At 63.3% G+C, this 26,028-nt stretch carries 29 protein-coding genes and 1 other RNA gene; 16 read left to right on the forward strand and 14 right to left on the reverse strand.

Going from position 1 to position 26,028, the window contains the following annotated elements; all coding sequences use genetic code 11:
• The first annotated feature begins 51 nt into the window (after positions 1 to 51).
• Complete coding sequence (locus ACVC7O_RS18050; RefSeq protein WP_458323508.1) at positions 52 to 1,953, forward strand: 5'-nucleotidase C-terminal domain-containing protein; 1,902 nt, start codon at positions 52 to 54, stop codon at positions 1,951 to 1,953.
• 45 nt (positions 1,954 to 1,998) lie between these two features.
• Positions 1,999 to 2,095, forward strand: an RNA gene (gene ffs / locus ACVC7O_RS18055) — signal recognition particle sRNA small type.
• Between the two features lie 20 nt (positions 2,096 to 2,115).
• On the opposite strand, the gene ACVC7O_RS18060 is transcribed toward ffs, so the two are convergent.
• On the reverse strand, positions 2,116 to 3,012 hold the full coding sequence (locus tag ACVC7O_RS18060; RefSeq protein ID WP_458323509.1) for an alpha/beta hydrolase family protein: 897 nt from the start codon (positions 3,010 to 3,012) through the stop codon (positions 2,116 to 2,118).
• A gap of 86 nt (positions 3,013 to 3,098) precedes the next feature.
• Between ACVC7O_RS18060 and ACVC7O_RS18065 the strand changes: the two genes are divergently transcribed.
• From ACVC7O_RS18065 to recR, 6 genes are all read left to right on the forward strand, one after another.
• A complete protein-coding gene (locus ACVC7O_RS18065) occupies positions 3,099 to 3,674 on the forward strand; it encodes a TetR/AcrR family transcriptional regulator (protein ID WP_458323510.1) in 576 nt (191 codons plus the stop codon).
• A gap of 83 nt (positions 3,675 to 3,757) precedes the next feature.
• Positions 3,758 to 5,521 carry a DNA polymerase III subunit gamma/tau gene (locus tag ACVC7O_RS18070; protein WP_458323511.1) on the forward strand — a complete coding sequence of 588 codons (1,764 nt, stop codon included), beginning with the start codon at positions 3,758 to 3,760 and terminating at the stop codon, positions 5,519 to 5,521.
• Complete coding sequence (locus tag ACVC7O_RS18075) at positions 5,514 to 5,912, forward strand: RidA family protein (RefSeq protein WP_458323512.1); 399 nt, start codon at positions 5,514 to 5,516, stop codon at positions 5,910 to 5,912. The genes ACVC7O_RS18070 and ACVC7O_RS18075 overlap by 8 nt, the downstream gene beginning before the upstream one ends.
• 47 nt (positions 5,913 to 5,959) lie before the next feature.
• Positions 5,960 to 6,304 (forward strand): YbaB/EbfC family nucleoid-associated protein, encoded by a 345-nt coding sequence (locus ACVC7O_RS18080; protein WP_458323513.1) that lies wholly within the window; start codon positions 5,960 to 5,962, stop codon positions 6,302 to 6,304.
• A 7-nt stretch (positions 6,305 to 6,311) separates the two neighbouring features.
• Positions 6,312 to 7,289, forward strand: coding sequence for a hypothetical protein (locus ACVC7O_RS18085; RefSeq protein ID WP_458323514.1), 978 nt, complete (start codon positions 6,312 to 6,314; stop codon positions 7,287 to 7,289).
• Positions 7,290 to 7,322: 33 nt separating this feature from the next.
• Positions 7,323 to 7,916, forward strand: coding sequence for a recombination mediator RecR (gene recR, locus ACVC7O_RS18090; protein ID WP_458323515.1), 594 nt, complete (start codon positions 7,323 to 7,325; stop codon positions 7,914 to 7,916).
• Positions 7,917 to 7,926: 10 nt separating this feature from the next.
• Here the strand turns inward: recR and ACVC7O_RS18095 are convergent, their stop codons facing one another.
• Together ACVC7O_RS18095 and ACVC7O_RS18100 are read right to left on the reverse strand one after the other, a co-directional pair.
• Complete coding sequence (locus ACVC7O_RS18095) at positions 7,927 to 8,526, reverse strand: hypothetical protein (RefSeq protein WP_458323516.1); 600 nt, start codon at positions 8,524 to 8,526, stop codon at positions 7,927 to 7,929.
• A gap of 214 nt (positions 8,527 to 8,740) precedes the next feature.
• On the reverse strand, positions 8,741 to 9,511 hold the full coding sequence (locus tag ACVC7O_RS18100; protein WP_458323517.1) for a DUF1013 domain-containing protein: 771 nt from the start codon (positions 9,509 to 9,511) through the stop codon (positions 8,741 to 8,743).
• Between the two features lie 138 nt (positions 9,512 to 9,649).
• Here ACVC7O_RS18100 and ACVC7O_RS18105 point away from each other — a divergent pair, with 138 nt between their 5' ends.
• A complete protein-coding gene (locus ACVC7O_RS18105) occupies positions 9,650 to 10,279 on the forward strand; it encodes a ribonuclease T2 family protein (protein ID WP_458323518.1) in 630 nt (209 codons plus the stop codon).
• Between the two features lie 23 nt (positions 10,280 to 10,302).
• On the opposite strand, the gene ACVC7O_RS18110 is transcribed toward ACVC7O_RS18105, so the two are convergent.
• The gene (locus ACVC7O_RS18110; protein ID WP_458323519.1) at positions 10,303 to 11,292 is read right to left on the reverse strand and encodes an NAD(P)H-quinone oxidoreductase; all 990 of its coding nucleotides are present in this window, start codon (positions 11,290 to 11,292) and stop codon (positions 10,303 to 10,305) included.
• 67 nt (positions 11,293 to 11,359) lie between these two features.
• Between ACVC7O_RS18110 and ACVC7O_RS18115 the strand changes: the two genes are divergently transcribed.
• Complete coding sequence (locus ACVC7O_RS18115; protein ID WP_458323520.1) at positions 11,360 to 11,707, forward strand: hypothetical protein; 348 nt, start codon at positions 11,360 to 11,362, stop codon at positions 11,705 to 11,707.
• 3 nt (positions 11,708 to 11,710) lie between these two features.
• On the opposite strand, the gene ACVC7O_RS18120 is transcribed toward ACVC7O_RS18115, so the two are convergent.
• Entirely contained in the window at positions 11,711 to 12,409 is a 699-nt protein-coding gene (locus ACVC7O_RS18120; protein WP_458323521.1) for a COQ9 family protein, read from the reverse strand.
• 115 nt (positions 12,410 to 12,524) lie between these two features.
• On the opposite strand from ACVC7O_RS18120, the gene rpsU reads away from it, so the two are divergent.
• Both rpsU and ACVC7O_RS18130 read left to right on the forward strand, forming a co-directional pair.
• Positions 12,525 to 12,731, forward strand: a complete 207-nt coding sequence (gene rpsU, locus ACVC7O_RS18125) for a 30S ribosomal protein S21 (RefSeq protein WP_008207378.1) — start codon at positions 12,525 to 12,527, stop codon at positions 12,729 to 12,731.
• Positions 12,732 to 12,943: 212 nt separating this feature from the next.
• Complete coding sequence (locus ACVC7O_RS18130; RefSeq protein ID WP_458323522.1) at positions 12,944 to 14,209, forward strand: CAP domain-containing protein; 1,266 nt, start codon at positions 12,944 to 12,946, stop codon at positions 14,207 to 14,209.
• 43 nt (positions 14,210 to 14,252) lie between these two features.
• On the opposite strand, the gene ACVC7O_RS18135 is transcribed toward ACVC7O_RS18130, so the two are convergent.
• Positions 14,253 to 14,714, reverse strand: coding sequence for an Lrp/AsnC family transcriptional regulator (locus ACVC7O_RS18135; RefSeq protein ID WP_458323523.1), 462 nt, complete (start codon positions 14,712 to 14,714; stop codon positions 14,253 to 14,255).
• A 140-nt stretch (positions 14,715 to 14,854) separates the two neighbouring features.
• Here ACVC7O_RS18135 and ald point away from each other — a divergent pair, with 140 nt between their 5' ends.
• On the forward strand, positions 14,855 to 15,973 hold the full coding sequence (ald, locus tag ACVC7O_RS18140) for an alanine dehydrogenase (protein WP_458323524.1): 1,119 nt from the start codon (positions 14,855 to 14,857) through the stop codon (positions 15,971 to 15,973).
• Here ald and ACVC7O_RS18145 read toward each other — a convergent pair.
• Positions 15,963 to 16,862 (reverse strand): LysR family transcriptional regulator, encoded by a 900-nt coding sequence (locus ACVC7O_RS18145; RefSeq protein ID WP_458323525.1) that lies wholly within the window; start codon positions 16,860 to 16,862, stop codon positions 15,963 to 15,965. The two genes, ald and ACVC7O_RS18145, sit on opposite strands and share 11 nt — an antisense overlap.
• 97 nt (positions 16,863 to 16,959) lie before the next feature.
• Between ACVC7O_RS18145 and ACVC7O_RS18150 the strand changes: the two genes are divergently transcribed.
• Positions 16,960 to 17,241: a DUF1330 domain-containing protein gene (locus ACVC7O_RS18150; RefSeq protein ID WP_458323526.1), complete on the forward strand. Its 282-nt coding sequence runs from the start codon at positions 16,960 to 16,962 to the stop codon at positions 17,239 to 17,241.
• A gap of 59 nt (positions 17,242 to 17,300) precedes the next feature.
• Here ACVC7O_RS18150 and ACVC7O_RS18155 read toward each other — a convergent pair whose 3' ends face one another.
• Positions 17,301 to 18,356 carry a sodium-dependent bicarbonate transport family permease gene (locus tag ACVC7O_RS18155; protein WP_458323527.1) on the reverse strand — a complete coding sequence of 352 codons (1,056 nt, stop codon included), beginning with the start codon at positions 18,354 to 18,356 and terminating at the stop codon, positions 17,301 to 17,303.
• Between the two features lie 96 nt (positions 18,357 to 18,452).
• On the opposite strand from ACVC7O_RS18155, the gene ACVC7O_RS18160 reads away from it, so the two are divergent.
• Positions 18,453 to 19,334: a LysR family transcriptional regulator gene (locus ACVC7O_RS18160; protein WP_458323528.1), complete on the forward strand. Its 882-nt coding sequence runs from the start codon at positions 18,453 to 18,455 to the stop codon at positions 19,332 to 19,334.
• A gap of 50 nt (positions 19,335 to 19,384) precedes the next feature.
• Here ACVC7O_RS18160 and mscL read toward each other — a convergent pair whose 3' ends face one another.
• The gene (mscL, locus tag ACVC7O_RS18165; RefSeq protein WP_458323529.1) at positions 19,385 to 19,813 is read right to left on the reverse strand and encodes a large conductance mechanosensitive channel protein MscL; all 429 of its coding nucleotides are present in this window, start codon (positions 19,811 to 19,813) and stop codon (positions 19,385 to 19,387) included.
• A gap of 149 nt (positions 19,814 to 19,962) precedes the next feature.
• On the opposite strand from mscL, the gene ACVC7O_RS18170 reads away from it, so the two are divergent.
• Entirely contained in the window at positions 19,963 to 20,667 is a 705-nt protein-coding gene (locus ACVC7O_RS18170; protein ID WP_458323530.1) for a glutathione S-transferase family protein, read from the forward strand.
• An 81-nt stretch (positions 20,668 to 20,748) separates the two neighbouring features.
• On the opposite strand, the gene ACVC7O_RS18175 is transcribed toward ACVC7O_RS18170, so the two are convergent.
• The 5 genes from ACVC7O_RS18175 to pheS all read right to left on the reverse strand — a co-directional run bounded on the left by ACVC7O_RS18175 (position 20,749) and on the right by pheS (position 25,968).
• Positions 20,749 to 21,198: a YtoQ family protein gene (locus ACVC7O_RS18175; RefSeq protein WP_458323531.1), complete on the reverse strand. Its 450-nt coding sequence runs from the start codon at positions 21,196 to 21,198 to the stop codon at positions 20,749 to 20,751.
• 62 nt (positions 21,199 to 21,260) lie between these two features.
• Positions 21,261 to 23,660 carry a phenylalanine--tRNA ligase subunit beta gene (gene pheT, locus ACVC7O_RS18180; protein ID WP_458323532.1) on the reverse strand — a complete coding sequence of 800 codons (2,400 nt, stop codon included), beginning with the start codon at positions 23,658 to 23,660 and terminating at the stop codon, positions 21,261 to 21,263.
• 75 nt (positions 23,661 to 23,735) lie between these two features.
• Positions 23,736 to 24,545 carry an alpha/beta hydrolase family esterase gene (locus ACVC7O_RS18185; protein WP_458323533.1) on the reverse strand — a complete coding sequence of 270 codons (810 nt, stop codon included), beginning with the start codon at positions 24,543 to 24,545 and terminating at the stop codon, positions 23,736 to 23,738.
• A gap of 58 nt (positions 24,546 to 24,603) precedes the next feature.
• Positions 24,604 to 24,855: a hypothetical protein gene (locus ACVC7O_RS18190; protein WP_458323534.1), complete on the reverse strand. Its 252-nt coding sequence runs from the start codon at positions 24,853 to 24,855 to the stop codon at positions 24,604 to 24,606.
• 39 nt (positions 24,856 to 24,894) lie between these two features.
• Positions 24,895 to 25,968 carry a phenylalanine--tRNA ligase subunit alpha gene (pheS, locus tag ACVC7O_RS18195; RefSeq protein ID WP_458323535.1) on the reverse strand — a complete coding sequence of 358 codons (1,074 nt, stop codon included), beginning with the start codon at positions 25,966 to 25,968 and terminating at the stop codon, positions 24,895 to 24,897.
• Positions 25,969 to 26,028: the final 60 nt, after the last annotated feature.

A 26,028-nucleotide genomic window follows, 5' to 3' on the forward strand; every position in this document is an offset into this window, starting at 1 on the left:
ACATCTTGCCAAGGCTTGCCAACCCCAGCGCGATCTGATGGATATGAATTCGTGCGAAAGTTGAGCCCGTCCATCATGGAGTCCGCCAAGACGACCGCAGCCACCCCCTCGGAGACGACGGTCACCGAGGCACGGTTGAGGATCTTGGCCACAAGCGATCTGCATATGCAGTTGATCGCCTATGACTACGTCAAGGACCGTCAAACCGGCGGAGACAGCCTCGCGCGGCTGGCAACGCTGATCAACGCGGCACGAGCGGAGGCGGAGGCAGAGGGCGCGCTCTGTCTGCTCTTGGACAATGGGGACACCTTGCAGGGCAACCCATTGGGATCATTCCTCGCCCACAACCGTGTGACGCCGCACCCGATGATCGCTGCAATGAATGCGCTGCGATATGACGCAGCGGGCCTGGGCAACCACGACTTCGATCATGGCATCGCGCATCTGGCGCAATGTATGGCGGAGTTCGACGCGCCGGTCGTCTGCTCGAACATGATGTCCAGCGCCCTTCCGCGCTTGAAACGGTCGGTTGTGCTGGACCGTAGTTTGCCCGGCGCGCCGGCCACCGCTGCCCCCCTGCGCGTCGGGATCGTCTCGGCGTTGCCACATCAGACGGCCACCTGGAACCGCCGCCATCTGGACGCCTCCGCACGGATCGATCCTCCACTCGACGCCATGAAGCGAACCGTTGACGCCCTGAGATCGGACGGCGCGGACCTCGTGATCGCGCTGGCGCATATGGGGATCGCACGGTTCGACGAAGGCGATGACCCGCAAAACCAGGTGGCCGAGGTCTGTGCTCTGCCTGGGGTGGATGCGGTGATCGGCGGGCACACCCACCTGCGCTTCCCCGGTCCGGATCATCAGACCGCAGCAGGCACAGACTGGAAGACCGGGCTGATTGCGGGAACGCCCGCCGTGATGCCCGGCAGCGGCGCGTCCGATCTCGGTGTCATCGACCTGACGCTGCACCGGACCGGGCCAGATGCATCATGGACCATCGCGACCCGCACCGTCGCCCTGCGCCCGCTCACGGACGATGTCCGCGAGGATCCGGTGATCGCGACCTGCGCGACCGACGCGCATCTTGCCACCCGCAAGGACCTGGCTAGGCCTATTGCCCGCATTGACGCGCCGATGCACAGCTACTTCGCCCTCGCGCGCCCAAGCGCCGTCACAGCGTTGATGGGGGCGGCCAAACGTCATGCGATCGCCACGGCAGTGGCGGGCACTGAACTGGCACAGCTGCCACTGATCTCTGCAGCGGCGACACCCGCAACCGGCGGCTTTGATGGGCCGGACAACTTCATTTCGCTGCCCGAGGGAGAGTTGGAGCGGCGCCATATCGCGGGCCTCATCCCCTACGCCAATCAGGTCTGGGCAGTCAAAGCGACGGGCGCGCGCCTCGCTGGCTGGCTGGAACGCTCGGCGCTCATCTTCAATGTCTTGCGTGCCGATACATCGGATCAGATGCTTATCGACCCGCAGGTGCCCGGCTTTCGCTACGACGCGCTCTACGGCCTGACCTATCAGATCGATCTCAAACGCCCCTCCCGCTTCGATGCCGCTGGGCGGCCCATCGCGGGCGCGGACGGTCGCGTCTCGGATATCATGTGGCAGGGAAAGCCGGTACAACCCGATCAGGAGTTTCTGGTGGCGGTGACCGACCATCGCGCGGGCGGCGGCGGCACGTTCCGGCCGTTCGAAGAAGACGACATTGTTGTTCGGGAAGACGCACCGCTTGACCGCGCTCTGATTGACTATCTCTCAACCTCACCCTCCGGGCGGACGCAGCTAGAGCCACCTTGGCGGTTTGCGCCCGCGCCTGGGATCAGCGCCATTCTTCACACGGCCCCTGATGCGCTGAACCATCTGTCAGACCTCGCGCCCATGCGCCCGGAGCCCTGTGGCTTCACCAACGACGGCTTTGCGCGACTGCGTCTGCACCTCTAGCAGGCGCTCTTGCGCCCGCAGAGCAGCTTGACTATATCGGAGATCGAGAGGTTGGCGCGGGCGAGCGCCTCGCCAACCCGGTCAGGTCCGGAAGGAAGCAGCCGTAACGAGCCCCGCTTGGGTCGTTGTCCAGCCTCTCACTTTTCCTTTCCGATCCTCGCTTCAGGCCAAGGCGATACGGTCTGTGAGTGGCTCTTGACCAAGCAACAGCCTTGTCCAAAGCTCTTCGTTGCGGCGCGCGAATGCGCCGATGTGCCCCACACGACCCAGTCCCAATGCACCAGGATCAACTACATCGATTTGCGCAGCGCTGCCGTAAAGGCGCGCAAGCCGTTGCGTGCAGATTTCGGGGCAAACCTCATCATCGGTAAAGGAGATTAACCGAACCGGCGCACCGGATCTGGACCAGTTGGGCTCGGGCAGCGTGTCCCGCACAGCGCCTTCAAATACACCCGGCGTGGTGCACCAGCGGCGCCACTCTGCATAGGCGGTTGCGGGCATATCAGCGCCCAGCCCCAAACGACGCCCGGGCACATACCCCAACAGAGCTGCAGCCAGGCGCGGGACGCCAAACCAGAACTGCAGCGCAAACGCACGATAGGGCCAGGGGTGATCCGCATAGTGCACGAGGCCGCTCGCAACGCCGATCACGCGATCAATACCGTTGAGGTCATCCTGCATGGGCAGCATCATCGCGCCCAGCGAATGGCCCATCACCCAAAGCGGCACATCGGGCACGGCACGCCGCAGGTGGCGCCGCGCAGCTGCATTGTCGCGCAGGCCCCAATCCGACATCGTCGCGCGGCTGTCGCGCATGGGGCCAATCAGCGACCGACCCGTGCCGCGGTAGTCGTAGGTGAGAACGGCGATGGCATGCTCCGCAGCCGCCCACAGTGCGAAGGCGTGATAATAGCCCTGCGGCACGCCCGTGGCCCCATTCAAGACCAATGCCGCGCGGGGTTGAAACGCAGGGCGGAACAGCGTGCCCCCAAGCTCGGCACCATCTGCAGTCTTGATCAGACGTCGCCGCACGGAGGGTGTTTCGACAACCTTCAACATGCCTTGCTCCTGACTTCGAGATCACTAGACCAATTGGTCTATCCCTATCACTGGACCATTTGGTCTAGTCCTGTCAAGATACCTGCATGACCACCATTGCCCTGCCCACCAAGGATCGGCTGATCCGCGCTGCAGCCATGCTGTTTCGCAGCCATGGCTATCATGGCGTCGGGCTCAATGACCTTTTGAGCGAGGCTGCGGCGCCCAAGGGCTCACTCTATCACCACTTCCCGAACGGAAAAGCAGACCTCGCGATCGCAGCCGCAACCTGGGCGTCAGACGAGATGTTGCGGGTGATCGCGGCAAGCTTTGCTGACGCAGAAACCTTCGACGTTGGGGCCACGACACTCTGTTTCAAACTGGCCAAGCTCTTCGATCTCACCGGACAGCAAGACGGCTGTCCCATCGGCTCCACGCTCTTCGAAGGCCCGGGCAATGCCGACTTCCTGAAACATGCGGAACGCTGTTACTCCGGGTGGATTTCGGAGGTGCATGACCACGCGGTGCGATTCGGTCTGGATGAACCCCAGGCACAGCGGCGTGCGGAACATGTGTTTCTGCTGATTCAGGGCGGCTGGCAATTGGCACGCGCACGCCGGTCGTCAGATGTGCTCCGCTCTCTGCCCGAGCTGTTCCGGATGCCAGCGGACAAATCCAACTGATTTCGAAAGACCAGGTGCCTCGGCTGCTGGACGCCGCCATGCGGAGCTACTAGTTTGCCTGCACCCGGCGCAGAAGGCAGATCATGCAAGACACCCCCTCCGACTATCAGGTTCTGGCTCGAAAGTATCGCCCCGAAACCTTCGCGGATCTGGTCGGGCAAGACGCGATGGTGCGGACGCTGAAGAACGCCTTTGATGCAGATCGCATCGCACAAGCCTTCATCATGACGGGTATCCGCGGCACCGGCAAAACCACCACGGCCCGAATCATCGCCAAGGGGATGAACTGTATCGGGCCTGATGGCGCAGGCGACCCGACGACCGAGCCTTGTGGGACCTGCGAGCATTGCACCGCGATCATGGAAGGCCGCCACGTGGACGTGATCGAGATGGATGCAGCCTCGAACACCGGCGTCGCCAACATCCGCGAAATCATTGACTCGGTGCACTATCGCGCGGCCTCGGCCCGCTACAAGGTCTACATCATCGACGAAGTGCACATGCTGTCGACCGGCGCGTTCAATGCGCTGTTGAAGACGCTGGAAGAGCCGCCCGCGCATGTGAAATTCATCTTTGCGACCACTGAGATTCGCAAGGTGCCGGTGACAGTGCTGTCGCGCTGCCAACGGTTCGACCTGCGACGGATCGAACCGGAGGTGATGATTGCGCTCATGCGCAAGATTGCGGCCGCAGAAGGTGCCGAGATCGCCGACGACGCGCTGGCACTGATTGCGCGCGCGGCGGAGGGGTCGGCCCGGGATGCGACCTCGCTGCTGGATCAGGCGATCAGCCACGGCGCTGGCGAGACCACGGCTTTGCAAGTCCGTGCCATGCTGGGTCTGGCGGATCGCGGGCGGGCTCTCGACCTCTTTGACATGATCCTGAAGGGCGATGCCGCGGCAGCGCTGACCGAGCTCTCGGCGCAGTACGCCGAAGGCGCCGACCCGATGGCCGTGCTGCGCGATCTGGCCGAGATCACCCATTGGGTGTCGGTCGTAAAGATCACGCCCGAGGCGGCCCAGGACCCGACGGTCTCGCCGGACGAACGGAGCCGCGGTGTCGCCATGGCCGATGCGCTGCCCATGCGTGTGCTCACGCGGCTCTGGCAGATGCTGCTGAAAGCGCTCGACGAAGTGGCAAGCGCGCCGAATGCGATGATGGCGGCGGAGATGGCCATCATTCGGCTCACCCATGTCGCAGATCTGCCGAGCCCGGAAGACCTCGTTCGCAAGTTGCAGGGGGCCACACCCCCACCAGTGTCTGGACCAAGCGGCAACGGGGGACAGCCTGTGCAAAGCACAGGCGCGCGTGCCGCGGGCGGGGGGGCCTCGGCTGTCGCCTCGGCCTCGACATCTGCAAACCGCGGCGCCGGGGCGGTCACCGCGCAGGCTGTGGATCTAGACGCAGCGCTGGCCCGTTTTCCGACCTTCGACCATGTGGTTGAGCTGATCCGCGCCAACCGAGATGGCAAGCTGCTCGCCGATGTGGAGACGGACCTGCGATTGGTGTCCTACCAACCCGGGCGCATCGAGTTCCAACCCACCGAGCGTGCGCCACGTGATCTGGCCCAGCGTTTGGGGCACCGGTTGCAGATGTTGACCGGGAACCGCTGGGCGGTGACTATCGTCAATGATGGCGGCGGCAAGACCATCGACGAGGTGCGCAACGCTGAGCTCTATGCCCTGCAGGAGGCCGCGCAGGCCCACCCTCTGATGCAAGCGGTGGTTGCCGCGTTCCCAAAGGCAAAGATCAAGGACATTCGCACGCCCGAGACAATCGCGGCGGAGGTCGTTCAGGAGGCGCTGCCCGAGGTGGAAGACGAATGGGACCCCTTCGAGGATGACTGAGCGAAGCGCGCTCATCCCGGACGACATGGCTGCGCTCGAGCAAGACTGGCGGATGTCGCCTGGGCTCATCTCCGGCGATCATGTCTTTCTGACCGGCTTCAACGGCTGCCCGCTTGATGGCCCGCCTTCGCCGGACCCGCAGACCCAGATCGAGACAGCGTTCGAGGCGGTCGAGATGGTTCTGGCCGAAGCGGGCCTCGATTTCAGCGACGTGGTTGACATGACGAGCTACCACGTGGGCCTTGCTGACCACCTGGCGCTGTTCAGACAGCTCTGCGCCGACCGCGTGCGCCCGCCCTACCCCGCCTGGACCGCGATCGAGGTCGCAGGTTTTGCCACCGCGGGAGTGATTGTCGAGCTGAAGGTGGTCGCACGGCTCAGGACGGGCTAACCTCAGATCAATTACGGTTCATTCGAGAGACAACAAGGATACAGGACATGTTCAAAGGACTAGGCGGGCTCGGCGATATGGCCGGGATGATGAAGAAGGCGCAGGAGATGCAGGGCAAGATGGCCCAGCTCCAGGAAGACATGCACAGCATCATGGTCGAGGGCTCCTCGGGCGCGGGGCTGGTCAAGGCGACCTGCACAGCCAAGGGTGAACTCAAGACGCTGGACATCGATCCGTCGATCTTCAACGGTGACGACAAGGAAGTGGTCGAAGACCTGATCCTCGCAGCGATCAAGGACGCGCAGGCCAAGGCCAGCGAACGTGCGCAGGAAGAAATGTCAAAACTGACCGAAGGGCTCGGGCTGCCTGCGGACATGAAACTGCCGTTCTGACCCGAACATGACGGACGGCCCCTCCCTCACCCGCTTTCACGCCCCGACCTATTGGGTGCGGGTCGGCGGATGGGCCGTCTTTGCCTCGGCCCTCGTGGCAGGCATGTATGCCGCCATCGAGGTGTCACGCATCGGCACGCTGAAAGATGCAGCGCTCATCATTCTGGTGACGGCCAACACGCTCTTCATCTACCGCTTTGTCATCCACATCGCCCCGCGCATCGCCGAGATGCTCAAGGATTTCCCGGTGGCCAGTCGCGACCCACAGGGGGCGGTCAACCATATGCTGGGCGACAGGGCCACGATCCTGCCAGCCCTCGCCTATGCGGCATTCATCGCCTTTTCGGTTTGGCAGATCGATCCGTGGCGCGAGACGCCCGACCTGACCGTCTGGCTGTGCGTCTTCCTCTTCGTGAACAACCTGATCGTGGGCACGGTGATTGTCGGCATCGCACGCTTCTGGCAGGTGGTGCTTCGCGAGATGGCGACGCTTGATCTGCGCGTTCTCAACCTCAATCGCGCCCCAATGATCACGCTGTTGCGCATCAACAGCCAGATCGTGATGGCCACGGCGCTGGTCGCCTGTCTCGCAATCCTCGGCCTTGTGCTTTCGGATTATGCCATCGACCCGATCATCCTGATTTTCTCGTTGAGCGCGCTGGCAATGGTGGTGGCCACCTATGCCGTCCCGGTGCTGCCGCTCTCGAACCTGCTGGCGGCCAAAAAGGCTGAAGAGCTCGACCAGATCGAACGTCTGATTGACGCGCATGTCCGTCATCTCGGCAATCAGCCCCAGCGGGGTGATCTGGAGATCGACATCGAGACGCTGCCCAGTCTCGGAGATCTGGTCAATGCGCGCGACCTGCTGCTGAAGGTCCGCACATTGCCACCCGGCGGGCAGATTTCGGTCTCTGCCGCAGCCATCGTGACCTTCTTGTCTTTCATGCCCAGCCTCATAGACTACACGATGCGCAAATTCTTCTGACCCGGGCGGTCAGAGGCACAAAGAGGCACCGCAGTGAGCAGCACCAAGGATATCGACGCGCTGATCGAGTTGATGGCGAAACTGCCGGGGTTGGGGCCGCGGTCGGCCCGGCGGGCTGTGCTTCACCTGATCCGCAAACGCAGCCTGTTGCTGACGCCGCTTGCGGATGTGATGCAGACCGTCGCCGCAACAGCACGCGAATGTCTGAACTGCGGCAACGTGGGCACACTGGATGTGTGCGACATCTGCACCTCAGACAAACGCGCGAATGGCGAGCTCTGCGTGGTCGAAGACGTGGCAGATCTCTGGGCGATGGAGCGCTCGGGCGTTTTCAAGGGGCGCTACCACGTGCTGGGCGGCACGCTCTCGGCGCTGGACGCCATCGGGCCGGAGGAATTGCGCATCCCCCGGCTGATTGACCGGGTGCCGAGCGAGAACATCACCGAAGTGATCCTCGCGCTCAACGCAACCATCGACGGACAAACCACGGCGCATTACATCGCGGACCAGCTCGATGGGCAGGTGACACTCACCTCGCTCGCCCAGGGTGTGCCGATTGGCGGCGAGCTGGATTATCTCGACGACGGCACGATCTCCGCCGCGATGCGGGCGCGCAAGTCGATCTGACGGGTGTATCTCAGGCAACCTGCTCGAACCGGGCGCGGGCACAGAGCGGATAGGCGTCCGTGAAGTCCATGATCACCGATTTCATGGCCTCATAGCTCTGACCATAGAAGAACAATCCCGTCTCTGTCGGGCCATCCCAATGCCCGCGAAACGCGCCAATGCCCTCCATCAGCCGATCACAGCTGTCGATGACCTCGTTCACGTCTGATGTGGCGTAGACCTCATCGGGCAGATCCGTTCCATTGAGAAAGAGGCCGAGGCCTTCTGTGGTCCCAAATGGCATGTCGTCTCGCCCATCCGTCTTCAGCAATGATCCTTTGGGCGCGCCGAGCGTTTCCAGGCCCACCCTGAGGGTCTGAAGGACGTCGGGTGAAACCTCGCGCACCAGGATTTCCAGATCACAATAGTCGATACCGGCGTGATCGCCGAGCAGCATGGTACCACCCCCTGTAACCTCGCCGATGCCACGCTCTTGCAGGATTTCCTGCAGCGGCTCTTCGAAGTGGTCGAAGCGTTCCATGGGGCCCAGCTTTGCATTGAGTTGAGCCACGATAAAGACGCCCTCCTGCGGTGTCTCCTCGCGACGAAACGGGTTCCAGAAATTGCCCATGAGACCGCCTTTCAGTCGAGCTTCACAACAGGTCAGGCTCATCGTGACGGGCAATGGCGCGCAAAACATGTGCAAAACGCGGCGAAAACAGGGCGCTGAGAACGGTCATATCGCGACGGGCATGGTGACTGGACTGCCGTCGCTCTGTGGACTGCCACAAAAAACCCTCCGGCGGATCAGCACCGGAGGGGGAATGCTTGTCGCCTGCGTCGGCTCAGGTGCGTGGATCGCTGTCTTCGTCTTCTTCGACGGGACCGTCCGGCAGGTTGAAGAAGCTGTCCGCGTCCGCGAAGGCCTCTTTCTCTTCCTCTGCCGCCTCTTCCACCGGGTCACCGGCTAGCGTGAAGGTCTCGAGACCCTCGATGGCTGTCGGGATCTTCGGCTCCGCGTCCATGCCGAGGCTCTGCTCGGTGCTCACCAGCTTGCGGCGCTCGTCATCGCTCATCACCGGCGCATCGGCGGCTTTCTTCGCGGCGGCCTTTTGCACAGCTGCATCCAGCTCAGACTGTTTGCAGAGGCCAAGGGCCACCGGGTCAATGGGTTGGATGTTGGCGATGTTCCAATGTGTCCGCTCGCGGATCGCCTGGATCGTCGGTTTGGTGGTGCCCACCAGCTTGCTGATCTGACCATCGCTCAGCTCGGGGTGAAACTTCACCAGCCAGAGGATCGAGGCGGGGCGGTCCTGCCGCTTGGAGAGCGGCGTATAGCGTGGGCCGCGCCGCTTCTCTTCGCCCTGCGCCGCGGCATTGAACTTCAGCTGCAGCTTGTGCAGCGGGTTCTCTTGTGCGGTGTTGATCTCGTCCTGCGTCAACTGGTTGTTGGAAATCGGATCAAACCCCTTCACGCCCTGAGCCACGTCGCCATCAGCAATGCCCTGCACTTCCAGCTCGTGCATGCCGACGAAATCCGCGATCTGCTTGAAGCTGATCGTTGTGTTGTCCACCAGCCAGACGGCGGTGGCCTTGGCCATGATCGGTTTTGCCATTGTCTTACTCCTGTCTACCGGTCTGCGCCCACATCTGTCCTGTCGCCTGAAACGGCTGTCCCGGAGGGTCGGAACGGTTTCCATTGTGGGGGAACTTGTGGCTTATATAGGCGGATCGACCGGATAAGGAAAGACCCAATGCGCAGCCTGCTTTTCTGGCTTTTGACCGCCCTGCCCCTTGCGGCGCAGGATCATCGCGCGGGCGAGTTCGACTATTACGTCCTCAGTCTGAGCTGGTCACCGAACTGGTGTGCGCTCGAGGGCGACGCACGGGGGTCAGAGCAATGCGAGCCCCGTCACGATCACGGCTGGATTCTACATGGGCTCTGGCCGCAGTATGAGCGCGGCTATCCGGAGTACTGTCGCACCTCGGCCCGGGCGCCCTCGCGGCCCATGACCGCCGAGATGTCGGATATCATGGGCACCTCCGGTCTGGCCTGGCACCAATGGAAGAAGCACGGCACCTGCAGCGGGCTGGAGGCGGCTGACTACTACACGCTCTCTCGCGACGCCTACGGCCGGATTACCCGACCGCCAGTGTTTCGCCAGCTGGATAAGGTGGTGCGGCTGCCCGCCTCCGTGGTCGAGGAGGCCTTCCTCGAGGCGAACCCGGATCTCAGCGCCAAGGGGATAACCATCACATGCCGGCAAGGGCATATCCAGGAAGCCCGGATTTGTCTGACCCGGGACTTGGAGCTTCGGACCTGCGGGCCGGACGTCTTGCTGGACTGTTCCTCCCCAAGCGCTCTCTTCACACCAATCCGCTAGCCAAGGGCGGCCTAAAGCCCGCCCTACCTGTCTGAGATAGAGAGGACGATCTTGCCGATATGGTCGGAGCTTTCCATACGCGCGTGCGCCTTCGCGGCCTCGTCCAGCGGGAAGACCTGATCCATTACGGGTGCGATACGCTTGGTTGCCAGCAGGGGCCAGACCGCCTCGTGCAGATCCTGCGCAATCCGCGCCTTGGCCAGGTCGCTCTGCGGGCGTAGCGTGCTGCCGGTCATGGTCAGACGGCGCATCATGAGTTGCGCAAAGTTCACCTCGACCTTGGGACCCTGCAGAAAGGCGATCTGCACCAGCCGCCCATCATCTGCAAGCGTTTTGAGGTTGCGAGGAATGTAGTCACCACCCACCATATCGAGGATCAGGTCAGCGCCACCCTCGCCACGCACCACCTCGACGAAATCCTGCTCGCGGTAGTTGATCGCGATCTCTGCCCCGAGCTCGACGCAGGCTGCACATTTCTCGGCGGACCCGGCGGTGGCAAAGACGCGCGCGCCAAACGCGCTCGCAAGCTGAATAGCCGTGGTACCGATCCCCGATGAGCCGCCATGCACCAGAAACCGTTCGCCTCCCTGCAGCCCACCACGCGTGAATACGTTGGACCAGACCGTAAAGAAGGTCTCTGGCAGACAGGCGGCCTCCTTGAGCGCCATGCCCTCCGGCACCGGCAGACAATGCGCGGCGGGGGTCGCCACATACTCCGCATAGCCGCCGCCCGGCAGTAGGGCGCAGACCTGATCGCCGACCGAGACACCGGCAACGCCTGCGCCAAGCGCCACGATCTCACCCGCAGCTTCCAGCCCCGGCAGATCGCTTGCCGTCGGCGGCGGCGCATAGAGGCCCGCGCGTTGCAACGCATCGGGGCGGTTTACGCCGGCCCAGGCCACCTTGATCACCACCTGCCCGTGGCCGGGCTCCGGCACGGGGCGGTCCGTCACCTGCAAGACCTCCGGGCCACCGGGTTTGGTGATTCCAACGGCGCGCATCATCTCGGTCATGACCTGATCCTTTCTGTTGCCCCATGCGTAACAGGACACAGCGGAATGGCAAACCAAAGGCCCCCGCATGCTCGCACTGTCTTTTCTTGCAAACTGCCTGATCGTCTTGCCTGTCGCCGCCGCCATGCTGCGGGATCACGCGCCGATGACCGACGCCTTTGGCGCCGACACGGTCGCGCGACGCACTCTCGCGAGCCTTTACATAGGGATCGGCACGGTCAGCCTCGCGGCCCTGGGCCTCATGGCTCTGGGCCGGGCCGAGGTGGTGAACAGTGTCGCTCTGGGCCTGCTGCCCATGCAGATCATCTACAAGCTGATCACTGTCATCGCGGTGGGATGGGTCAGCCCCGTGGTTCGCGTCAACCTCGGCGTCGTGATCCTGCACGGCATAACGCTGGCCAGTCTGCCAGGCTGATCCCTAGTCGCGCGGTGCGGTCCAACTGCCCGGGAAATCCATCTTCGGCATCCGCGCTGGCGCCTTGATCTGACCCATCAGCCAATTCGGACCCGCCATCAGGCGGCTGAGCGTCGGGCTGTTGCGCACCCGCGCTTTCACCTTTTCGATCTGCATCACGTCATCGATGCGCCGGTCGAGAAAGGCCCAGGTCGCCATCGCATCCGGGCTGTCATCCCCCAGCCAATAGAGCACAGTCGAGGAATAAACACCGCTCAGCGTCGCCCGCTTGGTGTACCAGTTGATGTCATCCGATGTGTCACCCAGCGCCGTCCAGATCGCATCTGCCGTGCCCCAGATCAGCTTGGCGCCATCGGCGGCATAGATCGGCAAGGCAAAAAGCGTCGTACCCCGGCGCACCGCCTCCTTGTCCTCGACCGTTTCGAGCCGGAACCGCACCGCTGCGGCCACTTTCTCACGGAACTTCATCGCGCTCATGTCTTCGGACTTGAGGCGCGCCTCCATTGCCTCATCGCCACGTTTGTGAAACGCCACCGCCAGATCGACCGCACCACGCGGACAGATGGCGCGAGCCACCGTCGGGCTGACATCGGTGTCGCGAATCGCGGCCTGAAAGGTCGTGTCCGACCAGCCATCAAACGGCACATGCGCCAGGGCCGCGTCCAAAAGCTGTGTCTTGGCGGTCTCGTAAGATGTGGTCATGACAGATCTCCGGGGTGATTTTGGGGCGTCGCACTGGACAAGATAGCACGTCCTTGCTATATGCCCACTTCCTGCAAATCCTTGCAACTCAACTTAGAAAGGTGGTGAAAACCACATGCAGGTTAGTGTTCGCGACAACAACGTCGATCAGGCGCTTCGTGCCCTGAAGAAAAAGCTGCAGCGTGAGGGTGTCTTCCGCGAGATGAAGCTCAAGCAACATTTCGAGAAGCCGTCCGAGAAAAAAGCGCGCGAGAAAGCTGAAGCGATCCGCCGTGCCCGTAAGCTGGCACGCAAGAAAGCCCAACGCGAAGGCATGCTCTAAGCACCTCGCCCACAGGCTGATTTGAATACGAACCCCCGCATGGCGCGCCCGTGCGGGGGTTTGTCGTTTCAGGGCAGCTCGATCTTATGCACATAAAAGCCGCGGGTTCTTGCCGGTCGCGCCCGCCCTGCCGCACGCGCGTGGACGCGGCATCTTTCTGCTGTCGGCCACCCGGCATTCTTGCTCATTGTTGCTGAAAAAGCAGGCATACGGTGGCGACTCTATCAACCGACTTCTTCGAGGTTCTAGCGATCTGCACGCTGACACCACCGATCAAGGAGAATACCATGTCACGCGCAAGCGACTTAGAACGGCAGATGCTCGACCTCATCAACGAGGAACGCACATCGCGCGACCTCGACCCGGTCGAGCTTGAGCTTCGGCTCAACGACAGCAGCGAGGACCACAGCCAGTGGATGCTGGAGGAGAACCGATTTTCGCACACGGGCGAAGGCGGCAGCAGCGCAGGTGACCGCATGCGCGATGCCAATTTCGACTTTGAAGGCAACTGGACCTGGGGCGAGAACATCGCCTACCAGAGCGAGCGCGGTGCACCCGGCCTCGCCGATGACGTCGAGGACCTGCACAACAGCCTCATGAACAGCCCCGGGCACCGTGCCAACATTCTGAACCCGGATTTCGAGGTTGTCGGTCTCGGCATCGAGGTGGGCGACTTCAACGGTTTTGACGCGGTGATGGTCACGCAGAATTTCGCCGCGACGGACGCCGAGTTGCAGATTGACGGCGACGCAGCGACATCGCCCGAAGATGTGGATGATACACCAGATCCACAGGCGGACCCTGACACCGATACCGACGCACCCGTGGCGGAGACCCCCGATGCGGAACCGGAGGAGACGGAGGACCCCATCGCCGAAGCGCCCGAGCCCGAGCCGGAAGAGCCGGAAGAACCGATAGCTGAAGCGCCAGAGCCCGAAGACCCCGAGGACCCAATCGCGGAGGCGCCTGACGAGCCGGTCGCAGAGGCCCCCGAGCCCGAGCCGGAAGAACCGGAAGAACCCATCGCGGAGGCACCTGAGCCTGAAGATCCCGAAGAGCCGGAAGACCCGATCGCCGAAGCGCCGGACCCTGAGCCGGAGACACCAGACATGCCCGCGCCCGACGGACCAATCGCAGAGGCGCCGGAGCCCGAAGCTCCCACCCCCGACCCCGACACGCCCGATGAAGATGACAATCCTTTGGGCGAACTCGACAGCGACACCTTTGCGCAGCTGCAATTCTTCGTCACCGGCTTCTTTGCGGCGCTCTTCGACGAAGAGTTCACCTTCACCTGGAACGGCGGTGACGAACCGCAAACGGTGACCTTCGATGTGAACGCGCTCTTCGACGACCTGTTCAGCGGGTCCGACGACGGCGACGACATGGGCGACGATGACATGATGCTGGCCCAGGACGACACAGCGGATGACGGCGGCTCCGGCTTCCAGTTCATCGAAGACTGGGACTGCCTCGCCTGATCCCACCGCGGCCTGCCTTCGCGGGCGGGCCGCACCCAATCCCTCAGGTCACTGGCAGCGCCGTGGTCTTGAACACCGTCCGCAGCGCAAAGCTCGACTGCATCTGCCCGACCCCTGGAAGCCGCGCCAGATACTGGCGGTGAATGCGCGCAAAATCCTCGGTGTTTTCGGCGACCACCTTCAACAGGTAGTCCGCCGTGCCCGCCATCAGGTGGCATTCCAGCACGTCCGGAATGCGCCGCACCGCCTTCTCGAATGCATCAAGCACCTCATCCGCCTGCCCCTGTAATGTGATCTCGACGAAGACGGTGGTCGGCACGCCCATCTTGCGTGCATCCAGCAGGGCGACATAATCGCGAATGTAGCCCTCTTTCTCCAGCCGCTGCACCCGCCGGTGACAGGCGGAGGCAGAGAGGTTGACGGCCTCGCTCAACTCGGCATTCGCCATGCGACCTTTGCGTTGCAGCGCGGTCAGAATCCGCCGATCTGTTGCATCCAGGCTCATTTGCGCAAAAATCTCCTGCCATATGACATCATCACGCCTGTATATTCGGAAGATACGCCAATTGGCGAGCCATCTTTGGTGCAACATTGCGCTAAGATCGCGGTATCTCCTGCACAAACCTTTGGTGGAGGAGAGCCCCCATGATTATCGGATGTCCGACAGAGATCAAACCGCAGGAATTCCGCGTCGGCATGACACCCAATGCCGCGCGCGAGGCTGTCACCCATGGCCATGACGTTCGCATTCAGGCGGGCGCCGGCACGGGCGCAGGCTTCGAGGACGCAGATTACGTCGCCGCTGGCGCGATCATCATCGACACGGCGGAAGAGATTTTCGCAACCGCCGACATGATCGTGAAGGTGAAGGAGCCCCAAGCAGGCGAGCGTAAGATGCTGCGCGAAGGCCAGCTGCTCTTCACCTATCTGCACCTCGCGCCGGACCCCGAGCAGACCCATGACCTGCTTGCCTCAGGCGCCACCTGCATCGCTTACGAGACAGTCACTGATGACCGCGGCGGCCTGCCCCTGCTCGCACCCATGTCCGAGGTCGCCGGTCGTCTGGCGCCGCAAGTGGGCGCCTGGACCCTGCAAAAGGCCAACGGCGGGCGCGGCGTGCTGATGGGCGGCGTGCCCGGCGTGGGTCCGGCGCGTGTTGTCGTCATCGGCGGCGGTGTCGTCGGCACCCATGCCGCCAAGATTGCGGCGGGCATGGGCGCAGATGTCACCGTGCTCGACCGCTCGCTGGCCCGCCTGCGCTATCTCGACGATGTCTTCGGCGGCACCTTCAAGACCTCCTACGCTTCGGCGGGCAACACCATCGAACTGGCGCAAACCGCCGACATGATCATCGGCGCTGTGCTGATCCCTGGCGCGGCAGCCCCCAAGCTGATCAGCCGCGCGCAACTGGCCGAGCTCAAGCCCGGCGCCGCCCTCGTCGATGTGGCCATTGATCAGGGCGGCTGCTTCGAGACCTCGAAGGCCACCACACATCAGGACCCGATCTACGATGTGGACGGCATCATGCACTACTGCGTGGCGAACATGCCCGGAGCCGTGGCTCGGACGTCAACGATTGCGCTTGGCAATGCGACCATGCCTTTCATGCTGGCGCTCGCCGACAAGGGGTGGCGGCAGGCCTGCCTCGACGATCCGCACCTGATGAACGGTCTGAACGTACACGCCGGTCAGCTTACCTACTACGCGGTGGGCAAGGCGCTCGGCATCGACGTGATCGCCCCCAACGTCGCCGTCAAAGGCTGAGCGGCGTCTCGCGCGTGCGCCCCTCAAAGAGGGGGCGCATCGCGTTGATCTTCTGCGCGGCAAAGCTGGTGAAGGTCGTGACCTTGCGGGTGCTGCGCAGATCGGCGTGGGTCAGGATCCAGATCGGCCGGTAGGGAAAGAGCGGCACACCCGACAGGCGTTCCAGCCCTGGCTCGGTGTCGCCGATGAAACAGGGCATCCGTGTGGCCCCCAGCCCGCAGCGCACCCCGGCAAGGGCGGCATACATGTCGTCCACGGTCAGCGTCACCCGTCGGTTCGGCCAAGCCTCTTTCAGCGCGTCCGGCGGCCCCGGCCAATGCGCAAACCGTATCCAGTCGAGGGGGCGCGCCGGATCCCGCCGCATCCTGTCTGCGAGATCGGTTGCGATATAGGCCGCGGCGGCTTGCTCGGTCGCGCGCCGACCGACCAGCGTCTCACCCGGCGTGTCGGAAATGCGAAACGCCACATCCGCTTCATGCGCGGCGAGGTTCAAGGTCCGGTTGGCCGCGATCACCGAGAGGTCAATCAACGGGTAGCTCTCCTTGAACTCCCGCAGAATCGGTGCCAGCAACCGGTCTACCAGCAGCTGCGGCGCCGTCACGGTGAGGCTGCCGCCCAGCACCTGATCGCGCGCAATCAGGCTACGGCTGAGATCATGGCTCTTGGCCTCCATCTGCTCGGCGATCTGCGCCGCCTCCAGGCCTGCGTCAGTGGGTCGGTACCCCGCAGGCGCGCGATCAAACAATCGCGTGCCCATCGCCGCCTCCGCCGCCGCAATCCGGCGCGAGACGGTGGCATGGTTGACCTTCAGCGCCCGCGCGGCACCGCTCAGCCCGCCATGCCGCACGGTCTCGAGCACAAAGCGCAAATCGTTCCAGTTCAAACTCATCCGATCATTTTTGCACATGAGAGGCGCATTGTTGAGCGGTTTTCGGTGGCAGATCTGTTGCCTAGGTCGAGGGCGTTCAACAGAAAAGGAGACCCCCATGCCCGCATACGCCTTTGTCACACTCGACGTGACCAACCCCGACAAGCTCGCCGCCTACCGCGAAAAAGCAGGCGACGCGCTTGCCAAGCACGGCGGCAAGGTGTTGCAAGCCTCCGCCACTCCAACCGTGCTGGAAGGAGACATCGCTACGCCCCAAATGGCCGTCGTGCTGGAGTTCGAGACGCGCGAGGGCGCCGAGCACTGGCGCGCAGATCCAGATCTGGCCGACACCCATGCCCTGCGGACGGGCTCCGGGCAGACCTCCATCACCTTGCTCTGAGTTCATACAAAAAACCCGGGCCGCTCTGGCCCGGGTCTGCAAAGGTCTGAGCGCCTGGCTCAAAGCCCGATGGTCACCTCGACCAGCGCCATGAAGAGCGGGATGCTCAGGATAGCGACAGGTGTACCCAGCCCGGTCGAGGCGCCGATATAGGCCGAGGGGTTCGCCTCTGGCAGCGCACCGCGCATCGTCGGCGGGCCAGAGATATCCGAGCTGGAGGCCGCCATGATCGCCAGTAGAACAACACCGCCACCCGAGAACCCGGTCAGGTGATGCGCCACGAGGCCCAGACCAAAGCCCATCATCCCGTGCACGATCGGTGCGGTCAGACCGTAGAGCACATAGGCATGCGCCACCTTGCGCAACTCTGACAGCCGCGACCACGCCTCCATCCCCATGACGAGCATCAATACCGACAAGAGACCCCGGAAGAGCGGCTCATAGAAGCTCTCATAGACCGCCTCGGGCCGCGCGAAGAGGCCGATGGCGATGCCAAGCACCAGTGCCGAGATGGCGGGGCTGCGGAAGGTGTCGACCAGGATGCCCTTCACCATGTCGCTGTCAAATCCGCCGCCGCTGCCGCCGCCGCCCACGGTCACGGTCCCGCCGGACTGGACGTTGTTTGCCGCACGCCGCTCTGCACTCATCCGTGCCAGCACAATCGCCGTGACCAGTGCCGCGACATCCATGAAAGGATAGAGTGCGCCAATGAAGCCCTCGTAAGAGATGCTTTCCGCGTCGAGCATCGCCATGCCAGCCGCCAGTGTCGAGGCGGACACCGCACCGAAGAGCCCCGCCGTCGCCATCCCGTCCATCCGCGACACGCCGCGCCATCGCGCCAAAGTGGTCCCGCCGAGAAGCACAATCGCCACGCCAAGCGCTGCGGCAAAAATGGCGGGAACAGCGAGCGCGATCACATCCGCCTCGCGCACCGAAATCCCAGCGCCAAGGCCCACCTTCAACAGCAACAGCATCACGATGAACTTGTAGACCGGGTCCGGCACCTCCAGCTTGCTGCCCAGAGCAGCCAGCATCATGCCCCCTAGCAGAAACGCCAGGGTCGGCTTTTGCATTTGAGCCAAAATCGTTGTGGCAATCTCGACGATGATATCCATGGCACTCTCCTTCGCGCAGCTTCCCAGCCATATGGCGCAGGCCAGGTGGAAAGAAAAATATATCTTTTGGGATTATTCGTTCTATATTTAAGAACTATGGATACGTTGAACTATCACCACCTGCGCTATTTCCGGGAAGTGGCACATGATGGAAACCTGACGCGCACCGCCGCGCGGGTGAACCTGTCGCAATCAGCGCTCTCCACCCAGATCCGCACGCTGGAGGACCGACTGGGCCATGCGTTGTTCGACCGCGTCGGGCGGCAACTTGTGCTGACCGAGGTGGGGCGTATCGCGCTCGATCACGCCGACCGGATCTTCGGCACCGGGCAGGAGCTGCTCGACACCTTGCAGCAAACCGGCGGCACCGTGCCACCGCTGCGGGTTGGCGCGCTCTCGACGCTCTCGCGCAATTTCCAGCTGCGGTTCCTGCGCCCTGTGCTCGGGCAGCCGGACATGCGCATCATCCTGAAATCGGGCAGCGACAGCGTGCTCTTTGACGGGCTGAAATCCCTCGCGCTTGATGTGGTGCTGACCACGGAAGTGCCGCACAGCACCTTCGGTGCGGACATGACGGCACAGCGCATCGCGGATCAGCCCGTGGCTCTGCACGGGGCGCCGGAGCGCATGGCCCACAGCACCTTGCGCGAGATGCTGGTGGCCGAGCTCATCATCCTGCCCACGGACAACGCGATCCGCAGCGGCTTTGACGGGCTGATCGCGCGGCTCGGAATCACGCCGCGCGTCGTGGCAGAGGTCGACGATATGGCCATGGTTCGCTTGCTGGCGCGCGACAACGCGGGCCTCGCCATCGCGCCATCGGTTGTGCTGGCCGACGAGATCGCCTCGGGCCGCCTTCAAACCGCGCCCTTCGATCTCGGCATCATGGAAAGCTTCTATGCGGTCACGGTGCAGCGCAGCTTCCCGCACCCGGTGCTGAAAACGCTGCTCGCAGCAGAACCTGAGCCAGACATGTAAAAGCCCGCGCCATCTGCGACGCGGGCTCTGGCATCCGAATGGCTCGGGGCTCAGCCCGACTTCTTCAACGCGTCTCTGATCTCGAGCAGCACATCCAGCTCGCTGGGGCCTGCAGGCTCTTCCGGCGCGGCCTCTTCTTCCTCGGTCGCCGCATCCTTGATCCGGTTGACCATCTTAACCAGCAGGAAGACCACGAAGGCCACGATCAGGAAATTTATCACCGCCATCACAAACTTGCCCACGGCAAAGACCGGAACACCCGCTTCGGTCGCCGTTTCAATGGAAGCAAAACTTTCCTCGCCCATCACGTAGAACCAGCCCGAGAAGTCGATCCCGCCGGTGAAGAGCGCGATGATCGGGTTGATCAGATCGCCGACCAGCGACGTGACAATCGCGGTAAACGCGGCCCCGATAATGATGCCCACGGCCATGTCCATGACATTGCCCTTGGCGATGAAATCCTTGAATTCGTTGATCATTGGTGTCCCTCACACTGTTTTTCCGGCGATCCGTTTCACGACTCCGGCCACCTTGTGCATTTGTTAACACATCGCTGCGCGCAAACGAGACTGTTTTTGCGGGGAATTCCGCCTAGCTTGCACCCACAACCAAAATGAGGAGTGCCGAGATGGCCGATGTGTCCAGCTTCGAGATCAACAGCAAATGGCCCGCCAAGGACCCGAGCGTCTTGCAGCTCTATTCCTTCCCGACCCCAAACGGGGTGAAGGTCTCCATCGCACTTGAGGAAATGGGCATCCCCTATGAGGCGCACACGGTCACGCTGGCCGATGCCGATGTGAGGAGCCCGGAGTTTTTGTCGCTCAATCCCAACAACAAGATCCCCGCCATCATCGACCCAAATGGTCCGGAGGGCACGCCGCTGCCGCTCTTTGAGAGCGGGGCGATCCTGATCTATCTGGCCGAGAAATCGGGCAAGCTGATCGGCACGAATGCTGCCGAGAAGGCCCAGATCATCCAGTGGGTGATGTTCCAGATGGGCGGGCTTGGGCCGATGTTTGGACAGCTGGGCTTCTTCTACAAGTTCGCGGGCTCCGAATGGGAAGATAAGCGCCCGCAGCAGCGTTACATCAACGAAGCCAAACGGCTGCTGAGCGTGCTTGATGGCGCGTTGGAGGGCAAGACCTGGATCGCCGGAGACTATTCGATCGCTGATATCGCAATCGCTCCGTGGCTGCGCGCGCTGGACTTCTACGGCGCCAAAGAGGCGGTCGACTTCTTCGACTACGCCAATGTCGTCGCCTATCTCGACCGGTTCCTGGAGCGCCCGGCGGTTGCCAAGGGCCTGCAGATCCCACCGCGCGAACCGGCGTGACACTGGGCGAGGCGGTGGCCTGAAAGCCCACCGTACCTGCTGCGGTCCGGGGTTTGCGTCAGGCCACCCCGTTGCGCAGGGTCAGGACGGAAGCCTTCCTGTCAGCACATAACGGAGGATCTGCACCACTTGGGCCGGGTCCTCCGCCACCGCCAGCGCAGCCGCATCCACCTCCTTCAGCGCATGGGCATGATCGGGCCCGTGCAGGATGATCAGCGACTTGCCAAGGGCGGCGGCATAGCCCGCATCGAAGGCCGCGTTCCACTGCTTGTACTGGTCGCCGAACCGCACGACGACCACATCTGCTTCGGCGATCCCCTTGCGGGTGCGGATCGCGTTGACCATCGCGCCCTTATGGTCGTGCCAGTACTTGTTCGGCTCAGCCCCGAGGATCACGACACCGCAGTCGTCGCTCGCCGCGTGGTCGGTCACCGGGCTGTCGAACTGCACATCCAGCCCCTCGGCGCCCGACATGATCTGATCCCGCCAGTCGGTATGAATTTCGCCCGACAGATAAACCTTCAGGGTCATCGCGTTCTCCTCCTCTTTCTGCGTTGGACGTCAGATAGGGCGTGCGCCCGCGCTGTCCCGCCCTATCCGCGCAGAACAGCTCCGGTCGCCTTGCTGACCTTCTCGACCACCTTGGCGCTCACCGCTTCGATGTCCTTGTCTTTGAGCGTTTCGTCCACCGGCTGCATCCGGACAGTCAATGCGAGAGATTTCTTACCCTCCCCAAGGCTACCCCCGATGAATTCGTCAAAGACACGCACGTCTTCGATCAGCGCCTTGTCCGCGCCCAGGGCCGCATTGACCAGCGTCAGCGCCTCGACCTCTGCATCGACCACAAAGGCAAAGTCACGCTCGACCGCCTGCAGATCGGAGATCTCGAGTGCCGGGCGGGTTGCCCCCGTCTTGCGCGGCATGGGCACTTCGGCGGGCCAGAGGGTGAAGGCCATCGCCGGGCCCTTCACATCCATCGCCTCAAGCACGCGGGGATGCACCTCGCCGAAGATGCCGAGCACCTTCTTGGGGCCAAGACAGATCATACCGTGCCGTCCCGGGTGCCACCACTCCGCCGCACCGCGCAGGATTTGCACCTTCGCAGGCGCACCGAGTGCGGCGAGCACCGCCTCGGCATCGGCCTTCACGTCGAAAACATCGACCGTGCGAGACGCACCCAGCACATCCTTCGGCCCGGTACGACCGACCAGCAAGGCGCTGACCAGCGCATGCTGCTCGCCCGGCTCGCCGCCATGGAAGGCAGGGCCGACCTCGAAGAGCGCCAGATCGCTGAAGCCCCGCGCCTGATTGCGCGCCGCGGCCTGCAGCAGCCCTGGCAACAATGCCGGGCGCATGTGGCTCATGTCGCTGCTGATCGGGTTGTCCAGCTTGGTGGCATCCGATCCGCCGCCAAAGAGCGCTGCCGACGCCTGATCGATGAAGGTGTAGGTCACGCATTCGTTGTAGCCGAGCGCGGCACAAGTGCGACGCGCGATGGCCTCGCGGCGCTGCATCGGCGACAGGATCGGCTTTGGCACCCCTTCGGTGATGCGCGGCAGCGGCTTGCCCTCAAGCTTGGTGAGAGAGGCCACACGCGCCACCTCCTCAACCAGATCCGCCTCGCCCTGCACGTCCGGGCGCCAGCTCGGCACATGGGCCATGTTGCCTTCGAGCATGAAGCCCAGCGAGGTCAGCGTCTGGCGCTGTTCGCTTTCGGGAATATCCATGCCCACGAGCGAGCGCACGCGCGCCGCATCCAGCTTGTAGGCGCGGTCGGTCTCGGGGATCTTGCCTGCGACAATCACCTCAGAGGCCTCGCCGCCCGCATGATCGAGGATCATCCGCGTGGCATGTTCGATACCGTAAGGCGTCCAGGCCGGGTCGATGCCCCGCTCGAAGCGATAGCGCGCATCGGAATTGATCTTGAGCGCGCGGCCCGTATAGGCGGTTCGGATCGGGTCAAAGTAAGCGGCCTCGAGGAACACGTTTGTAGTCTCTTCGGTACAGCCCGAGGCCATACCGCCCATCACGCCACCGATGCTCTCGACACCATTGTCATCCGAGATCAGGGTCATGCCCTCATCGAAGGTGTATTCCTTCTCGTCTAGCGCCGTCAGGCTCTCGCCCCCCTGCGCCCTGTGGATCCGCAGCGCATGACCCGCGATCTTATCGGCATCGAAAACGTGCAGCGGGCGGTTGCGGTCGTAGGTGAAGAAGTTTGTGACATCGACGAGGAAGGAGATCGGGCGCAGGCCGATCGCCCGGAGGCGATCCTGCAGCCAGGCCGGGCTCGGTCCATTGGTCACACCACGGATCACACGGCCATAGAACACTGGGCATTGCTCCAGCGTGTCCCCGTCGATGGTCACGCTGACCGGACAGGGGAAGGTGCCCTCAACCGCCTCGACGTCCCGCTTTTTCAGCTTGCCGAGCCCGCGCGCGGCCAGATCACGCGCAATCCCTCGCACACCAAGCGCATCGGGTCGGTTCGGCGTGATGGCGATCTCGATCACCGGATCGACCTTCGCCGGGTCGTTCTCGGTCAGCCAAGCCACGAAAGACTGGCCCACCTCGCCCGAGGGCAGCTCGATGATGCCATCATGCTCGTCGGAGAGCTCCATCTCGCGCTCTGAGGCCATCATGCCGAAGCTCTCGATGCCCCGGATCTTGCCCACGCCGATGGTCGTATCGATGCCCGGCACGTAGACACCCGGTTTGGCCACAACCACGGTGATGCCTTCGCGCGCGTTAGGCGCGCCGCAGATGATCTGCTTCACACCCTCGTCAGTCTCGACCTGGCAGACGCGCAGCCGGTCCGCATCGGGGTGTTTCTCAGCCGACTTCACATAGCCGATGATAAAATCCCGCAGCCGCGCACCCCGGTCCTCGACGCCTTCGACCTCAAGCCCGAGGTCGGTCAGCGCATAGGTTATCTCATCCAGCGTTGCAGAGGTGTCGAGATGGTCTTTCAACCAGGAGAGCGTGAATTTCATGGGTCGTCACCGGGGGCAAATCAAGTCCGCGCCCTGATAGCGGAAAGCACCGCGGGGGGAAAGCCATTGCTGCGCCTATGGATAGGAGGGCGGCAACCCCAGCAACTCGTCGAGCTGACGCGCGAACCAGCCGTGCGGGATGAAGTGCCCGCTGGGATGCAGATCAAGGCTCACCCGGCCTCCGTCACACTCCCAGGTGGTGCGCTGGAAGGTCAGGAACTCTCGGGCGCTCCACGGCCCCTGCATGACGCCATCGGCACAGCCGAAATGATCCCGCCAGAGCGCCACGGGATAGGTTTCATCCCCGCCCGGCCCGACGGGGAAGTCCATCACCGTATCCGCCGTGCCATGCACATGCCGAACCTCGCGCGGGGCCTGCGGACACTCCTCCGCCTGTCGCAACGTACCGGCCACGGCCAGCAGCGCTGCGACGCCATCGCCGTTTTCGCACACGAACCGCCAGGCCATGGCCGAACCGAAGGAGTAGCCCGAGATATAGATGCGCTCCGGATCAATCGGATAGCGCCGCGCTGCGTCTTCGAGCACCGCGGCGGCGAACGCCACGTCATCGGTCTCGCTGTCCCAGAAGTCCCATGTCTTGCGCAGCCCGGTCGGGGCCAATAGCAAGACACCGCGCCGCCGCGTGGCACCAGCGATCCGTTGGTGGCGCACCGGCAGAGCCCCCGTGCGCTGCCAGCCGTGGAAGTGCAGCATCACCGGCAGCGGCGACGTGCCGTCCCACCCATCCGGGAGCTTCACGTGATACGTGCGATCTCCGAGCACGCAAGGTACCTGCTCCACGCAGGGCGCTTTCGACGGCCCCATGGCAGAGGCGGTTTGTGCAAGGACCAGACAGCACAGCAGGGCAAGACAACGCAAGATCATGGCCGCACTTTACGCAGCACGGGCGCGCTGTCACATCACGTCCGCGTAACCTGTCGCCTCAGGGGTTCTGGCCCTCGGCCTCTTCCTCACCCCCGCCCGCCTGGATGGTCGCCAGCCAGCGGTCCACCAGCAGGATCGGTGCAAGCACGATTGTCCACCCCGCAGCGTTTAGAACGGTGAAGACAATCTTCAGGTCGCGCGGCATGTCAGAGAACCACATGAACACATGCGCCACGACGATCAGGCACAGCATGACGGCCACAAGCAAAACGCGCGAGCCCCGGTCGGGTGTTTGCTCTTCCTCTACCATAGCGGGAATCATAGCACGGTTTTCCCGTGACGTCGACGCCTAGCGACTCAGGCCGCCATGAAGTGTCGGTTGGTCCAGGCTGGCAAAGCCATAATGGCGCAGCCACCGCAGGTCGGAATCGAAAAAGGCACGCAGATCGGGGATGCCGTATTTCAGCATCGCGATCCGGTCGATTCCCATACCGAAGGCAAAGCCCTGCCAGCTGTCAGGGTCGATCCCGCCCGCCTTGAGCACCTTGGGATGCACCATGCCCGAGCCAAGGATTTCAAGCCAATCGTCGCCCTCGCCCACCTTGAGCGTGCCGCCCTCCCAGGAGCAGCGGATGTCGACCTCGGCCGATGGCTCGGTGAAGGGGAAGTGCGAGGCGCGGAAGCGCAGATCGACACCATCGACCTCGAAAAAGGCTTTCACGAATTCCTCCAACACCCATTTCAGATTGGCCATGGAGATATCCTGGTCAATCGCCAGCCCTTCGACCTGGTGGAACATTGGCGTGTGGGTTTGGTCATAGTCCGCACGATAGACGCCGCCCGGGCAGATGATGCGCATCGGGGCACCCATGGTCTCCATCGAACGGATCTGCACCGGCGAAGTATGGGTGCGCAACACATGCGGCGGCCGGTTGTCGCCCGCCTCGCGGTGCATATAGAAGGTGTCCATCTCGGCCCGCGCAGGATGGTGGCCGGGAATGTTCAGCGCGTCGAAGTTGTACCAATCCGTGTCGATCCGGGGGCCTTCGGCCACGCTGAACCCCATTTCCGCAAAGATCGCCGTGACCTCTTCGGTGACCTGGCTGATCGGGTGGATCGTACCGCGCGGGCGGCTGCGGGCTGGCAGCGTGACATCCAGCCACTCCTCGCGGAGCCGCGCATCGAGCGCCGCGTCCGCGAGGGCCGCCTTTTTGGCGGCCAGCGCCGAATTGATCTCGTCTTTCAAGGCATTCAACGCCGGGCCCGCGACCTGCCGTTCCTCAGGGGTCATCTTGCCAAGCTCGCGCATCTTGAGCGCAACCTCACCCTTCTTGCCTACGGCGGCGAGCCGGATGGCTTCCAGCCCGGCTTCGTCGCCTGCATCGGCGATCTGGCCCAGGTATTTCTGCTTGAGATCGTCCATCTCTGCCTCGTTCGTCTTGCGTGCGCAGGTGCTAGCAGAATGCCCGCCGATTGCAAGGCG

The sequence above is a fragment of the Roseobacter cerffii genome (genome assembly GCF_054226325.1).